The organism is Pedobacter terrae, from assembly GCF_036946585.1.
In the GTDB taxonomy this organism is placed as follows: Bacteria; Bacteroidota; Bacteroidia; order Sphingobacteriales; family Sphingobacteriaceae; genus Pedobacter; species Pedobacter terrae_C.
In genome coordinates this window covers 60,918-77,562 of the sequence record NZ_JAQIIV010000011.1, presented here as the reverse complement: position 1 = coordinate 77,562, position 16,645 = coordinate 60,918, and the positions used below count along the sequence as shown (strand labels likewise).

Genomic DNA, 16,645 nt, shown 5'->3' with positions numbered 1-16,645 from the left:
CATGCATCGGCAATCCTGATTGCAGATGTCTTGATTTTTTTTGAATTCAAAGTTAATCGTCCTTAATCCCTATTATGAAATTTCTACACACTGCAGACTGGCATATTGGTCAGCTGTTTCACGAATATGACCGCAGCTACGAACATCAGCAATTTCTGAATTGGCTGGTAGAAACATTGGTCGCTGAAAAAATTGAGGTGCTGCTGATCAGTGGTGATATCTTCGATAGCTCCAATCCATCGGCAGCCTCTGTGAGGATGTTCTACCGTTTCCTGAACGAGGCAACCACAGCACTGCCTGATCTGCAAATTATCATTACGGCGGGGAACCATGACTCAGCAGCGCGTTTGGAAGCACCCAAACCATTGCTTGAGTCTTCTAATGTTCACATCATCGGCATGGTAGAAAAAGATGCCGCGGGAAATATCGATTTCGAAAAATTGTTGATCAAAATACACGATGCTTCCGGGGCCATCAAAGCTTTGTGTTTGGCCATTCCTTTCCTGCGTATGGGCGACTATCCGGCCATTGCCGACTGTGCCAATCCTTATACTGAAGGCGTGACGGCTTTATATCAGGACGCTTTTGATTATGCTCAACAATATAACACGGATAATCAACCCATTATTGCTATGGGACATTTGCACACCCTGCAAGCAGAGATTACTGATCTGGATAAAACCGAAAGGCTGATCATGGGCGGTGTGGAATGCATTTCGGCCACAGCTTTTCATCCCGACATTAAATATGTGGCTTTGGGACACATTCACAAAGCACAAAAAATTGGTGGAAAAGAACACATCCGTTATTCCGGCAGTCCTTTGCCAATGTCTTTTTCCGAAATTCATTACAAACATCAGGTCATTGTTTTTGATCTCGATCAGGAAATCAGCGATCTGAAAGCGATTGAAATTCCGGTATCTGTGCCATTGCAAAGAATTCCGCATCAACATCAGCCTTTGCATGAAGTCATTTACTTGTTGGAACAACTACCAGTAGTCGATTCCAACCCGGAAAACCTGCCTTATCTGCAGGTGCGTGTGTTGCTCGATGGACCCGAGCCCGCTTTACGGCATAAAATAGAAACGGTCTTGGCCGGTAAACCCGTACGGCTAGCCAAAATCGATGCGCAGTATCCGGCTTCCACCAAAGAGGCGCAGGAGCTCATTACCGCTGAAAAGCTGAATGAACTACAGCCGATCGATGTTTTCGGTAAAGTCTACCAATCCCGATACCATAGCGAAGTACCATCGGAAATCATGCAATTATTTCAACAGGTTGCAGAGGAAGTAAACCAAACCGCCGGATAACATGAAGATACTAGCCATACGCATCAAAAATTTAGCGTCTCTGGAAGGCACTACCGAAATTGATTTTACGGCAGAACCCTTATGTTCGGCGGGTATTTTTGCCATTACCGGCGCTACCGGCGCGGGAAAATCGACCATACTGGATGCCTTATGCCTGGCCTTATATGGTAAAACACCGCGATATCTGCAAGCGAGGGAAACAGGTATAGAGATTAAAGACGTTCAGGGCAGCACCCTGAGCCAGGGCGATGTACGCGGTATTTTACGTGACGGTACAGCAGACGGATTTGCAGAGGTGGATTTCAGGGGAATCGACGGGCAAAACTATCGGGCAACCTGGAGTGTACGGCGGGCTCGGAACCGCGCCGACGGAAGCATGCAGTCGGATGCCGTGACCTTAAAGAACATCTCTAACCATGTTGATCTTCCGGGAAGAAAAGCAGAAACCTATAGTGAAATCGCAAGATTGGTCGGCTTGAATTTCGAACAGTTTACCCGGTCGGTATTGCTGGCGCAGGGTGATTTTACCGCTTTTATGAAAGCCAATCGGGATGAGAAATCGTCCCTGCTTGAAAAACTGACCGGAACCCACATTTATTCCGAAATCTCCAGGAAGATCTTTGAAAAATACAAGGGAGAAGAATTACAACTGCGTGATCTCCATGTCCGTAAAGAAGGCATCGTGACCCTGAGCGATGAGGAACTGCAAGCCTTAACCGCAGATCAGGCACTTCTGGAAAAGCAGATCACAGACCTGGACAAAGAAATAGAAAGGTTAAATGCAGGAATCACCTGGCACGAGCAGCTGGCCAAATACCGGCAAGGCCATGATGAAGCCGTTATGTCTTTACAGCTGGCGTCTGAAAACAAAAATACTGCTTTGCCAAGAAGCCAGCACCTGCGTATGGTTGAACACGCACAACAAACCCGAAGCTGGGCAGATGCTTTAGCGCAGTCACAAGAACAACATGCCGCTAAAACAACTGCTTTGGCAACCGTAAAAGAAACCCTCACTTCTTTACAACAACAAAAAGAAACCCTGGAAACGCAGCTTCAACAGGTTGAACATCAGCTTTCCCTTCAAAGCCAGAAACTGGCCGATGCCCTGCCATTATTGGAACAAGCCCGCAAACTGGATACCTTACTGGGAGAGAAAAAAGAACAGTTGGAGGTGCTGAAAGCAGATGCTGAAAAAGCGGGCGTACAAAACCAGCAGCATCAGGACACTTTAAAAGAGAAACAGCAAACCTTTAGCGATCTGGTTTCACAGATTGAAAGTATTACGCAGTGGCAAAACGAGCAGGCTCACCGCAAATCGGTTGCTGAACATACAGACCTCATCCTCGCCAAACTTGAAGATGCTCAAAAATTCCTGGTGAACCTGGAAGCTTCCTCGGCAAAATTGGTCGAGGTAAAAAATAAAATCCAGACGACAGAAGTACAGCAGAAAACCCTTGAGAACAGCTGGAAACAACAACTTCAATTGCTGGACGATACCCGGAAAACGTATGAAGCAAAGTCCGAAACGTTACGCTCCATTCCGGTTGACACTTTAACCCTCGATAAAACCGAAACTGACCAAAAATTAGAGGAAAGCATCAGGGCACAGGCGCAATGGCAGCTCTTGCATTATGCACAAACGGAGTGGGAAAACCTGGGGCAGCAACAAGTGCAGGACGAAGCCGATCATCAGGGCAAACAAACAATTTTACAACAACTGAAGCAGGAAATCCCTTTAGCAAAAGCGGAAAGCGATACCGCAGATCAGCTCCTGCAACAGGCCCGTCTGGCATCGGCAGAAAATGTACAAACGCTGAGGGAAGCCCTGGTGGATGATAAACCTTGTCCGGTATGTGGCAGCACCCATCATCCTTATGCTATTCAAAATCCGCAGCTGGAAAAAGTATTGGCCCAGCTGGAAAAATCCTGTCAGGAGAAAACACAACATCATCTGAGCCTCCAGAGCCGTCATGATGCCCTGGAACAGGAATGTACAACCCTACAGGAAAATATCCGGCGTCGAAAGGAAGAAATACAGTCTAAAGCATCAGCCTTAAATCAACAAAGACAAAACTGGACGCGCTTTGATATCGCCAAAAATAGCCATGACATCGCCGATCACGAAAAAGCAGGCTGGATAGCAGCACAATTAGAAGCCCTTAAAACGAGACAAATCAGTTTATCTACTCAATTAAAAGCCTATGCCGAGCAGAAGCTGGAACTCGAAACTGCTAAAACAGGGATCGATCAGCTTAAAGAAAGTACCGATGCGCTTTCCGGAAAACTCAAAGATCTTCAAAACAGCTTGTCGCTTTATAACGAACAGCAAAGCCAGTCTGAACGCGAACAGGAACTCGCCACCGTCTACCTAAATGAAATTAAACAGCTTCTTACGCCCTATTTTACAGCATCCGGCTGGATAGACGAGTGGAAAGAAGACCCTGAAACATTTGTGGAAAGCATCACCAACTTTGCCCGGCAATGGAAAGAACATCTCGAAAAACTGGAAGTTCATACCCGGGAAAAAACAGCCTTGGAAGCTACGCTAAAAGAACTTAAAAGCCAGGCCGAAAATATGGCAACGGAAGCCGGCAGGAAAGCAGAAATCCACCAGACGCAACAGCAATCGTATCTGGATCTGGTTCAACAACGTAAAGCGCTCTTCGACGGTCAGCCTGCTGATGAGACGGAACGTCAATTCAAACAGGCAGTTACCCAGGCACAGGCGGATCTGGAACAGGTGAAAGCCAGGCAGCAAGAGCTGGCCATCGAACATACTAAAGTCCTGACCCGGCAGCAGGAACTCACGAATGCCCTAAACACATTGGAGACGGCCATGCGGAAAACTTCCGGGCAAATGGAGGACTGGCTGGAAGATTATAACCAAAAGAACGGTCAATCCTTAAACCTGGACGACCTTAACCGTTTGCTGGCTTCAGGAAATGACTGGATTGAAAATGAACGGATGGCATTGCAGGCCATTGACGAGGAGCTGACCAAAGCCAACAGCATTCTGACCGAACGGAAACAGGCTCTGGACCGTCATCAGGAAAACGGTAAGTCGGAAACAGCACTCGAAGAACTGATGACTTTGCAAACGATGACCCGGTTGGAAGTGGAAGAAAAGAAGCATAAAAAAGGAGAAAACAGCTTCCGGTTGCAACAGGATGAAGCCAACAAAAACCGGATCGGCGACCTGCTGCAAAGTATCGCAACACAGGCAGCCATCACCGAAAACTGGGCCAAGCTCAACGAGATCATTGGTTCGGCCGATGGGAAGAAATTCCGCCAGATTGCCCAGGAATATACGCTGGATGTATTGCTCGGTTATGCGAATATCCATTTGCAGGCCTTGACCAACCGCTACCGGATTGAACGCATTCCCGCATCGCTGGGCCTCCAGGTGGTCGATCAGGACATGGGCGATGAAGTACGTACGGTTTACTCGCTTTCGGGTGGAGAATCTTTCCTCGTGTCGCTGGCTCTGGCCTTAGGTTTGGCCTCGCTCTCGTCCAGCCGCATGAAAGTGGAATCTTTATTTATTGATGAAGGTTTCGGCTCGCTGGATCCCACCACCCTCAATATCGCTATGGATGCCCTGGAACGGCTGCACAATCAGGGCCGTAAAGTGGGCGTGATCTCGCACGTGCAGGAAATGACCGAACGGATTCCGGTGCAGATTAAAGTAAGTAAGCAGCAGAGCGGGAGAAGTAAGGTGGAAGTGATGGGAGTTTAAAAATAAAACTATGTAATATGAAAATAAAAAAAATTGAAGTTGAGAATTTTCGCTTGTTAAAGAATTTCTCAATGGACTTGGAGGATAACCTATCGTTAGTAATTGGAAAAAATAACGTAGGAAAAACTTCAATTCTTTCTGTCCTCGATAAATTCTTAAATGAAAAAAGTAAGTTTTCTTATGATGATTTGAATATAGATTTTAAGAATGATTTGGAAAACCTGATAACATCAGAGAATGCTAGCGAAGAATTTTCTCCCAAAGGTATCAAGCTAAAATTATTTATTGAATACAATGAACAAGATGATTTATCAAATGTAAGTAGGATATTGATGGATCTTGATCCAAATAATAATAAGATCATTTTAGGGTTCGAATATATTTTAACGTATACAAAGTTTTTGGAATTAAGAGCCGATTATAGAGCGTTTGATAAAAAAGAAAAACAAAAAGTTCAGGAAGAAAAAAAGACGAAAGTAAGAGAAGTCAATGAATTTTTAAAACAACAGTTGGGTAAATATTTCAATACTCAAAAGTTGTCTTTCGAGTATGATATAACCACTCAAAAAGTCAATGAATCAAATTTTATCAATTTAGATGCGGATAAAATAAGTATTAAAGACATCATTTCTTTCAAACATATTCCAGCAAGAAGAGATGTTACTAACAAGGATAAAGACAATACGTTATCTGGGCAAACATCTACATTGTATAAAAAAAATGAAGACAGTGAAGAAAAAGCCGTGGCAACAGAAGAATTCATAGATCAACTTTCTGAAACCGACATTAAGTTAAGTGATATATATTCTGGCCTGTTTGAAGGTGTAGTTAAAAATGTTAGTCTTTTTGGAGGAATAAAACTAAATGAAACATCTATAGAAATAATATCAACTCTACAACATCGAAATTTGCTCGAGGGTAATACAACTGTTGTTTATACTCATGATACAAATAAATTACCTGAGCAATACAATGGCCTTGGCTACATGAATTTGATAAGTATGATTTTTGAAATTGAAATACTTAGACAAGAGTTCAAAAGGAAAAAAGATGAAAAGCCTGCAGATATAAATCTACTTATTATAGAAGAACCTGAAGCGCATACGCACCCTCAAATGCAATATGTGTTCATTAAAAATATAAAGAAATTACTGGCCGAAGGTGTGAAGAGAGATGATGGAATAACTAGGCCACTTCAATATATTATTACAACACATTCTTCTCATATTGTGGCGGATAGTGATTTTGATGATATTAAATATCTGAAAACTGAAAACAAAAATAATGTTGTTGCAAAAAATCTTTCGGATTTAAGGGAGCAATATGATGCTGATCCAAAGCAATACCAATTTCTAAAGCAATATTTAACGATAAGCAGAGCTGAAGTTTTCTTCGCTGATAAAGCAATCCTAATCGAGGGAGATACAGAAAGAATATTGATACCAACCTTTATGCGCAAGGTTGATATTGAAGAGATAGCTCGTTTAAAAGCAGAAGGCAAAGAAGATACTTTTCTTCCATTATTATCTCAAAACATATCTATCATCGAAGTTGGTGCTTACTCACAAATCTTCGAGAAATTTATAGAGTTTTTGGGTATTAAGTCGTTGATTTTAACGGATATCGACGCTATAAAAGTTGTGAAACAGGATGACAAAGGCCAAGACGTTTGGGGAGCTTGTTCTGTTAATGAAGGTACAAATACAAGTAATTCAGCGATTAATCATTTTTTGAAAGAAGTTAGTTGGAATGATTTAAAAATACTTCCTGTTGAAAGCAGAACGATTGCTGTTGGAAGTTCAATGGTTTGTATTTGCTATCAACAGGAAGAAGACACTTACCATGCGAGGAGTTTTGAAGACGCTTTCATACATATTAATCGAGCTTTTGTAAACAATAAAAAAGATAGCTTTCATGGATTGCAAAATAGAAAGTTATTTGATAACGGAGCAAATAATGCCTATATCTTAGCTGCTTCCTGTGTTAAAAAGAAAACACACTTCGCATTAGATATATTATTTCACAGCAATGAAGATTTTAGTAACTGGAATATCCCTGCATACATAAAAAACGGTTTATTATGGTTGAAGCAAGATTAAATTTAGAACCTGAAGTACAGCAAATCTTCCAATCAATCGACGAAGGAAGAAATTTTCTATTGAGTGGAGGCGCTGGAAGTGGCAAAACCTATTCCTTGGTAAGTGTTATTCGTCAGGTAATTACTGAAAACCCAACTTCAAAAGTAGCTTGTATGACATATACGAATGCTGCAGTTAAAGAGATTGAAGAAAGAGTAAATCATAAGAACCTTAATGTTTCTACAATACACGATTTTTTGTGGGATAGTATAAAGCATTTTCAAAAGGAACTTAAAGAAGCTATTATTTCGTTAGCTAATAATGATGATGTAAGTATAATTTCAATTGATGAGACAAGTCCTATTCCAGAAAATTATTTTGAAATTTTACCTGAGGGAATACAATATAAAGAGTTTGTACGGTTACGTGAAGGGATAATTTCTCACGATGAGTTACTCATAGTTGCAAATTATCTTTTTGAGAAATACCCAAAACTTAGCAGTATTGTAAAAGACAAATACAAATTTATCTTTATCGACGAATATCAAGATACCAGTAAGACTGTTGTAGATATATTTCTTACTCACTTCAAGCAAAGTGAAAGAAAAAATATTATTGGTTTCTTTGGTGATGCAATGCAATCAATTTATGAAGATGGTATTGGCAATTTAGATGGATATACCGGAAATGACATAGACAAAGTGAATGAAATTCAAAAAAAACAAAATAGGAGAAACCCCCAACTTGTTATTGATTTAGCTAACAAACTTCGTTCAGACGGAATAACGCAGGAACCATCTGATGATCCCAATGCACCTAATATGTTTAAAGGTGTAGTTAAGCAAGGTACAATACTATTTTTGCATTCTACTGATGGTGATATTAATAACGTTGAAAAATTCTTGGAAGAAAATTATAACTGGAATATCAACAATTCAAAAGAGACAAAGCAGCTCAACCTTACTCATAATTTAATAGCGGACAAAGCTGGGTTTAGAACACTTATGGATATTTATGACCGAGACTATATTTTAAGCTTTAGGGATAGAATTAAAAAGTATATTAAAGATAACGGTATTACTACCGATTTTTCTGAAAATACATTTGGCGAAGTCATTCAAATATTACAGCAAGGTAAAAATGGCCGTGAATTGAATTCAGTTAGTCCAACAAATACAATGCAGACTTTTATTGATGGTAATATAGACTTGTATAATTATTCTAAATCATTAAACTATTTTGAATTCTCGAAAATGTATGTTGACAAAGACCAATTGCTTGATGATAAAAAACAAGATGAAGAAGATCAGAATAAAAAAGGTTCAAAGAGAGATACCCTAATTAAGCATCTTTTCAAAATTCAAACAAATATTTATTTATATGTGAATGGAAAGTACAATGAGTTTCTACGAGCAACGGATTTTCGCTTTATGGTAACAAGCATTGCAAAAAAAAGAGAATTGAAGGAAAACATCGAAAGTCTTACAAACACAGGAGATAAATCCATTGAAGAAGTTATTAGTGAAGCTGATAAATTAGGAATTTGTCTAATTGACGATAAGCTAATTGATTTTAAGGAGAAAAAAGAATATCTATATAATCGTGTAAAGGATGTAAAGTTCAGTGAATTTCAAAAATTATATGAATACTTAGAAGGTCAAACACCCTTTTCAACACAACATAAAACTAAGGGTACTGAATTTGATAATGTTTTAGTTATTCTTGATAACGGAGGTTGGAATAATTATAATTTCAGAAATCTATTTTTAGAAACAGGTACAGTAACGGTATTGGATAGAACACAAAAAATATTCTATGTCTGCTGTACAAGAGCTAAAGAAAATTTAGCAGTATTTTTTCATGATCCAGGTGCAGAGGTTATAGCAAAAGCAAAATTATGGTTTGGAAATAATGCCGTTATTAGCATCTAAAAAATAACCTAATTAAATTTTTAATGATAAAAGTCGGAAACCTTGAAGGATCGCTTCGATCTATTCACCTAAATTATTTTTTTCTTATTATCAACATAGCTCAGGCGATCCGGTGTAAGTCCGGCCTATCTTCGGTTTCCGACGTGTGTCGCAGCGACCTGGGTTTTTTGACCATTAAAAATTTACAAGTATTAGCCTTTTATCTCCTGACTAATTAAAATAAAATAGCAATCCAGTTAAAAAATATTAAAAATATCCAGGCGAGCAGTTGAAAGTACTGTGCATTTCCGGTCTCCCGCGACGTTAGCAGCGACCTGGTGATTTGATCATAAAAAAATGCAAATTTTAGCCATTTATCTCCTGACCAATAGAAAAAATATTAACAATATCCAGGCGAGCAGTTGAAAGTACTGCATATTTCCGGTTTCCGGCGACTTTCGCAGCGACCTGGTGTTTTTGACTATAAAAAAATTGCACGTTTTAGCCATTTATCTTTAACCAATTAAAATAAAATTCATATCTTTATCATGCAATCTACGTTGGAGCAATTCAACAAATTTTCTTAATTACGATAAACCCAGGCAAACTGGTGGAAGTCCAGCATCATTTCGGTTATCCGACGTAGATTGCGGTGACCTGGGTGTGCGTCAAACTTTTTATAAAATGCAATCTACGAAAAGTCAAAAAAGCGCTTCTATGAGGAAGCTAAAAGTAATCCAGGAATTACAACCGAACAAAACCTGTAGGTGCGGAGCCTGTGAACCCAGAAAACCAAAACTTCCAAACGGAATGAGAAGGTTAAAAATTCAACCAAAATGTAGGGATTATGCCTGGAACAGATCAATTGTTCCACAAATCATGTTACAAGGAAAATGGTTGGAGCAAATAGGTTTCGAATGCAATGCCCATGTAATCATTACCACATTACAGGGTAAAATGGTCATTGAGATTGACAAAGAATAAAATCCAGTAGCCTATCGGCAACATCGTTGGTAGGCTGCTTTAATATTTTGCAGACATGGAATGTTGGGCATAAGGGCTAGAGGTATCAGCTGCATAAAATAAATAATAAGACTGAATCTGATAGAACTAGAATCAACCTTAACCATGAACTACGAAAAAGCGCTCTCCCTCTACAAAAATGATAAAACCCTGCAACTTCTGCGGGCAGAACACTTCCCGTTGCTGTTGAGTTTTTTCCACCTCGTCTTCAAACAGCAGGACAGGATTTCATACCTCCAAACCGAATTGCAGAGCATCCTGGGTAATTACTTCTTTTCCTTCCAACGACTGTGCATTTACGATGATCTGTATATCAATAAATATAAAATGTAGTAATACTTTTATGAAAGAACAATCTGAGCTGTATAAAGAATTATATAATCAATTTCACCTTCTGCTTCCTGCAAAATACGACGGCGGTTATCTCATTATAGCTATAGATGAGAAAATAAAAGCAGGTGATCTGGAAGAGCATTTTACACTTAAAGAAATAGAGGATATCCTACTGGAAATTAGTAAGCGATTTGACCAGTCATCCGTAAGACAATGGTACCACATAAAAGACAACTTATTGCATTACTTTATAAGAAATCATTTTGATGAACCTGGCAAATACTTCCTGACAGAATATGCCAAAGGCGTATTAGATATGATGAAGAACAAACTGGAAAACCCCTACAAAAATCAGCCCTTAAAGAAAAGCTTTGAAGAATTTTTTACACTACGTTTTAATGAAATTGAAGGGATAATAGATCTGGAGAGAAAGTTTGGAAGAATGGCAACATCCCTGGCTAAGAAAATAGTAATGGACCATCTGGAAGGTCTTGAAGATGAGTTGAGAGAGGCATATAGTACATTGAATACGCTTTTAGATAATGATGTACAAGAAGCTGTAACTCTAGTAAAGGCATTTGCACTAACATTCAGGAAATTTGGAGAAAGAGCCGAAGATATTACGGAGGCAGTCAGAAGTAAAGATAAATTCCTCAAAGATCTTCAGATTGTAGTAGATCAATTTTATACAAAGATGTATAGTACTAAATTTTCGTCTGATGAAATTGTAAATAATAAAGCGGTTGAAGACTGGAAAAAATCTCGCGAGATCTATAGAGATATGGAGTCATTTTTTGCTAGCATTGATGATAAAATTAATGCAGCAAGGAGGCAGATTTATAATGCCAGTGAAAAACTAAGCGAGTTACAGGAGTATTTTTCTACCCGTGCCCACTACAGGCTACAAATACAAAAACTATTGGGTTATATGTTGCAAACGGCTAATTACGGCGAAAATGGTATTGTGTTACCAGAAAATTTTCCTTTGAAACCCTTAGTTTATGAGCAAGGGAAAATGTTATACCTTAAGCATCATGAGTTTACAAAACAGAAAGACAATATTCTCATTGAGACACCGCCAGATGAAAGGTATGAAAAAGAAGAACGAAATAAGATAGAAATAGAAATCCAACGACAACAAATAATCAACGAATGGGTGAAGAAGACCAAAACACTACTTGCAGCGCAAAAGTACGTTATTCTTGACGAATTGATGAATACTATTTTAACGGAAGAACAAGATTTGTCAATTGCTTACGGTGTCGTGTCAGAAATGGTTGCAATGGCCTCTCAAAACCCGGAAATTAATATTGAGATTAAACGACAATTAATTGCTACTCAACAAAATGAAATTGCATTATGGAAAACGAAATTAACGATATAGCATCTTTTGGATTCCTATGGGACGATCAGGTGCAAAAGTATTTTGCGGATATTAACATCATGCTTCTATCCGGAAAGCACATCGATGAAAAATATTATATGGCATTCTCATTATTGGAAGATCGATCAGAACAGTGGACCCTATTCTATAAAAGTCTGTATAATCTTAATCTGGTAGCTGATAAGTTTGATGGAAAATCTTATTTCTATCTGGATTTTTTTGATACCGGAAAAGGAAAATTCACCGATCATTCTCGTCATAGAGAACTTACAGAGACACAAACACTGATCGGGTTAATGTTGCTTGATATTTATTATAAACGATTTTTTGATGATCGTAAAATCATACAGTGGGTTGAATTAAGAAATATTATTATGGAAGGTGAACAGCAAGATGCATACAAAAGAATCCTCTTCAATGAAGTACGCACATCCAATACCTATGATGCCCGCGAATGGGGCAATGTACATAGAAAAATAAATGCTGCCATTGATCTGTTTGACAAAATTGGTTGGTTAGAAAAACAATCCTCTTCATCAGAGGAAGTACCCGATTTTGAGATAAAGCCGGCCATTAACCGATTGGCTAAAATGTATGAATATGAACTCCTGAATTTCGAAACATTTGTATTAGCGTTAAAAAAAGAAGACCCGCAATGATGTATCCTATAATCTATTCTCTTTCTACGGTAGGGATAATTAAACATTATAATCATGATTATTTATTTCATGAGAAGCGAACTGATTTCATTGGTCCGAATGGCGTAGGCAAATCTATTTTAGCCGATCTTTTACAAGTCTTATTTATATATGATAAGGAACTTATAAAATTCGGTACTGAAGATGTTAAAGAAACACGATATATCCATACACTTCCACACGAGACTACCTGCGCCTACTGTTTTTTAAACATCATGGTTCAGCAAGATAAATTTATTACAATAGGTGTTCAGATACACAGCCAGGATAGAAAACGACTTGTTCCATTCGTTATTACGAAGAGTACTGAACTTAATAGCGATCTATCACAATTGACTATGGACAAAGATGAAGTGTTGTTTTCAAAGAATTTCATTAAAAATAACACTATACCAGATATTGAAGATTTGGCCGAATGGTTAAATGATGAACGAAGGTTAAAATTAATCTTTTTCAAAAACAGAGAAGAAGTTCAAGGCTATTACAACTTTTTAAGTAGCAAAGATCTACTACCTATTAACCTTTCGAAAGAAAATAACCTAAAGGCCTTTGCGAAAGTTATACAATCTTTTTCTAAAGCAAAGACGCTTAAATTATCGGGGAAGGATGCATCTAAAAATTTAAAAGAATTTTTACTGGAAGAAACTGAAGATGACATCAGAGCAGATTTTGAAAAAAAGAAGTTAGAGCTTGAAAAAGTATTAAAAGATTATAAGCGTTTGGATGAACATACAAAGCAGCTAAGCAAAAAGCAAAAATATTTGGATGTTATAGATCTACAATATCAATCTTACACCAAGTTACTAACGGAATATAGAGGGGCTGAAATAAGCAATTGTATGCTAGAACTGGATATTCAAAAAAGAGCAGAGACAGAAGGACATTTAAAATTGGAGCAACGAAATAAGGATTTTAAAAAGCTCCAGATACTAATCAACAAAATACCCCGACTGGAGAGTGAAATACAAAATCGGCATAAAGCAGCCGAAGAAAATTATGAACAGGCATATCGTTATAAGCAGTTAATAGAAAACATAGAAGCGTTGAATGATCAGATCAACGAACTAACAATGCTTGTATTGCCAGAAATAGATCATAGTTGGAAAACATCTTTTGATAAAGTTGATATGAGCCTACGTACTGTAGCTGAAATAAAAAGATACATTAGCTTTTCCCTGCCTTATTTAGAAAAATATTCAACACTTGAAAATATAGAGAAAAAAAGAGAACAAGAGCTGATTGAACTGGATAGATTAAAGATCAAATTAATTTCTGAACAAAAGCAGAAGAAAAAGCTGTTGAACATGCTTAGAAATCATGAAGAAGGTAGTGTGTTGTATTGGTACATCAAAAATCTGCCACCATTAAGTATCGATGCGATGCAGGCTGTTTTATACTTTGCTACCTTATCCACTACTGAAGTTCCATCTCCGAAGAATAGTGATCGCTATATCAACACGGAAGAATTAGTCAATCTTCAAATCAATAAAACAAAAGAAGGCATCTGGATAAAATTGGGTACATTATCAGAGTTTATAACTTATAATCCCGATGCTGAATTATTAATAAGTAATTCTGGATTTAATCTACGTGTACAGCAACTCATCGATAAACTCGGAACCGAACTTATCGTAATAGAAAAGAAGCTATCTGCATTAGATAATATAAGAGATGGTCTGGACTATGATAGAAATTTATTCCAACACATATTTTCACCAGAGGTATGTGATGCTTCAAAAATAAGACAGCTAGAAACTGCTGTGCGATGTATACTTCAAATAGATGAAAAACTGGCAACACTTCAGGTTGAGAAGATACATAATGAAGAAGAATTACAAAATCTAAAAAAACAATTCAGTCTTGAATACGATGAGCCTGAAGTTATTGAACGTACCTTGAAAGATATAAAAAATCATTGGCTAGGGCGTATAACTAAAATTTCAAAGTATTCAGGAAAGAAAGAAGGCGAGTTAAAATCTTTAGAAAAAGATATTGAAACGATAAATAAAGATCTGGAAACTATTACAAGAAATATCTTAACGAGACAACAGGAGCTTGAACAACTAAATATCGATTATTATACTGACTTCAACGAAAATATATTGCAGTTTAATACTGAAGAAAAACAACTATCTGCCTTGAAAGAAAAATCTGATAAAGCATATGATATTTACAAAAGAAAATATATAGAAGCTGTTTCTGAATTTGAAGAAACGAAAGGAGAAAAGAACAGCGAAATTAATTATGAGCTCCATAAAAACACCTATTCTTTTAGGGTATTAGAAAGAGCTTTACTGGGTGCAAATTTAAAAACAAGAGATGAAATTGTACCAGCCTTACAGGATGCAAACAACGAACGGACACGGATTGCAGATGGTATAAGAGATCGAATGGTAGAAATTTTCTCAAAAACGACCAAGGCTTACAATATTTATAAATCACAGGTTCAGACCATTAGCGCCTTTTTTGTAAACAGAAAAAGGATAAGCGATAAATACCTCTTCAACGTAGAATTCAAACCAAATCTTACCATTAAGATTGAAGACATTGAAAAGATGGCTTACGACATACGATATGCCGCAATAAGTGGAGAATTGGCATTTTCTGATCAGTCTGTTACGGATTTTCTTGAAGACTTTTTTAAAAAATTAGCAGGATTAAATGAAAAGATACCCATTGCTCAACTTTTAGATCCTAAGACCTATTTTCATATTAATGCGAACTTGGAGGATGAGTTTGGTAATGACGTTTCCGGTAGTACTGGAGAAAGCTATTCCGCAATCGCATTGCTTGCCGTCGCAAGATTATCTACCCAAAAAGACAAACCGAAAGGAATCAGGTTTATTATTTTGGAAGAGTTAGGAAGTCTGGATGACACTAATTTTAACATCTTCCCCGAAATTGCTGAAGAGTTTCATTATCAAATTATCACCATGGCACCACGCACCTTCAACATTGGCCTTTCGGATGAGTGGTATGCCCACCATTTAATAAAAGGAAAATTTAGCGATAAAATTAATTATTATCCCTCATCATCATATTTCAAGACAAGAGATTTTAAAGAACAACTAAATATTTATTTGAATAACATTACGGAATGAATTGGATAGAATTAAAAGCATTAAATAAGCTTTACATTGACAAGGAGGTAAAATTAAGCAATACGTTAGATAATAGTAAAGAAATTAGTTACCTAATTAACTCCCTTAGAAAACTGGATAAATCACATAAAAAGATATTAGCCTTACCTGGATTTGTTGATATTTATAAACGTGATTATTTAGCCAAATATAAACGTTATGATACCTTTCTGGCAGAAACCAAATTATTAAAATCTCAACTCCGTTTTGAAGAGAAAGATATAGAGATACTCATCAGCATAAAAGAGGACATGGATAATGGCAATCTGGAACCCTTACGGCAACAGATTATAAAAAATGAAGCCACCGTGAGAATTGTGTCCCTCATGTTTTTCAAAAATGAAAAGTATTTATTAGGAAAAGACGCTTTGATCAATGCTGTAAAAATACTTTTAGACATTGAAGAGCTAGCAGATGATAAAGACCTGCAATACAAATATGTACTTGAATGTAACTCTCCAAAATGCATTGTATTATGTGAAAATATTGATTTTTTAAAACGCCCTACCTTTGCCCGAGCAAATCATATCGAACTTTGGTATGCCGGTGGTAAAAATATTGCCAAACTGGATTTCGCAGATACCAGAGGCTTACCTATTTATTATTCATGTGATTGGGATTATGATGGCCTATTTATAATTTATCCTCTTGTAAAAGAAAAAATACCAAATATTACCCTGCTCACTCCAAATGCTGCTCCTAAAACAATTAAAGAAACAGAACATCTTAGTAGATGGGAAAATATTAGAGATAGAAATATTGACTCATTGCTTACTACTAAGCAAAAAATAATATTAGATAATTTAATTCAGCATGATGAGTGGATTATTGAAGAGGCTAATCTGCTATCAGAAATGTTAAAAGGTTATGAATTTAATTAGATTTTCTATTGATTGCTTACGATTTACTTATGCATGTTACAGCTTTCTAAAGCTTCCAAAATCGCTGTCATATCTAAGCAAAATTGGTTCGATGAAAGTTCGGGAAGGGGTACTAACCGGAATCGAACACATCGATTCCGGTTTTTTTATGC

At 37.4% G+C, this 16,645-nt stretch carries 10 protein-coding genes; all 10 read left to right on the top strand.

Annotated elements, in window-relative coordinates; all coding sequences use genetic code 11:
- The first annotated feature begins 74 nt into the window (after positions 1 to 74).
- The 10 genes from PGN18_RS15035 to PGN18_RS14990 all read left to right on the top strand — a co-directional run bounded on the left by PGN18_RS15035 (position 75) and on the right by PGN18_RS14990 (position 16,493).
- Positions 75 to 1,310, top strand: coding sequence for an exonuclease SbcCD subunit D (locus PGN18_RS15035; protein ID WP_335320386.1), 1,236 nt, complete (start codon positions 75 to 77; stop codon positions 1,308 to 1,310).
- Between the two features lies 1 nt (position 1,311).
- Complete coding sequence (locus PGN18_RS15030; protein ID WP_335320385.1) at positions 1,312 to 5,046, top strand: AAA family ATPase; 3,735 nt, start codon at positions 1,312 to 1,314, stop codon at positions 5,044 to 5,046.
- A gap of 17 nt (positions 5,047 to 5,063) precedes the next feature.
- Positions 5,064 to 7,145 carry an ATP-dependent endonuclease gene (locus PGN18_RS15025; RefSeq protein ID WP_335320384.1) on the top strand — a complete coding sequence of 694 codons (2,082 nt, stop codon included), beginning with the start codon at positions 5,064 to 5,066 and terminating at the stop codon, positions 7,143 to 7,145.
- Positions 7,127 to 9,055: a UvrD-helicase domain-containing protein gene (locus PGN18_RS15020; protein ID WP_335320382.1), complete on the top strand. Its 1,929-nt coding sequence runs from the start codon at positions 7,127 to 7,129 to the stop codon at positions 9,053 to 9,055. The genes PGN18_RS15025 and PGN18_RS15020 overlap by 19 nt, the downstream gene beginning before the upstream one ends.
- Before the next feature lie 696 nt (positions 9,056 to 9,751).
- Positions 9,752 to 10,018, top strand: coding sequence for a SymE family type I addiction module toxin (locus tag PGN18_RS15015; RefSeq protein ID WP_335320380.1), 267 nt, complete (start codon positions 9,752 to 9,754; stop codon positions 10,016 to 10,018).
- A 144-nt stretch (positions 10,019 to 10,162) separates the two neighbouring features.
- Positions 10,163 to 10,390 carry a hypothetical protein gene (locus tag PGN18_RS15010; RefSeq protein WP_335320379.1) on the top strand — a complete coding sequence of 76 codons (228 nt, stop codon included), beginning with the start codon at positions 10,163 to 10,165 and terminating at the stop codon, positions 10,388 to 10,390.
- 10 nt (positions 10,391 to 10,400) lie between these two features.
- Complete coding sequence (locus PGN18_RS15005) at positions 10,401 to 11,774, top strand: hypothetical protein (RefSeq protein ID WP_335320377.1); 1,374 nt, start codon at positions 10,401 to 10,403, stop codon at positions 11,772 to 11,774.
- Positions 11,750 to 12,433 (top strand): condensin complex protein MksE, encoded by a 684-nt coding sequence (locus PGN18_RS15000; RefSeq protein ID WP_335320376.1) that lies wholly within the window; start codon positions 11,750 to 11,752, stop codon positions 12,431 to 12,433. The genes PGN18_RS15005 and PGN18_RS15000 overlap by 25 nt, the downstream gene beginning before the upstream one ends.
- Positions 12,430 to 15,573, top strand: coding sequence for a hypothetical protein (locus PGN18_RS14995; protein ID WP_335320375.1), 3,144 nt, complete (start codon positions 12,430 to 12,432; stop codon positions 15,571 to 15,573). The genes PGN18_RS15000 and PGN18_RS14995 overlap by 4 nt, the downstream gene beginning before the upstream one ends.
- On the top strand, positions 15,570 to 16,493 hold the full coding sequence (locus PGN18_RS14990; RefSeq protein WP_335320373.1) for a hypothetical protein: 924 nt from the start codon (positions 15,570 to 15,572) through the stop codon (positions 16,491 to 16,493). The genes PGN18_RS14995 and PGN18_RS14990 overlap by 4 nt, the downstream gene beginning before the upstream one ends.
- Positions 16,494 to 16,645: the final 152 nt, after the last annotated feature.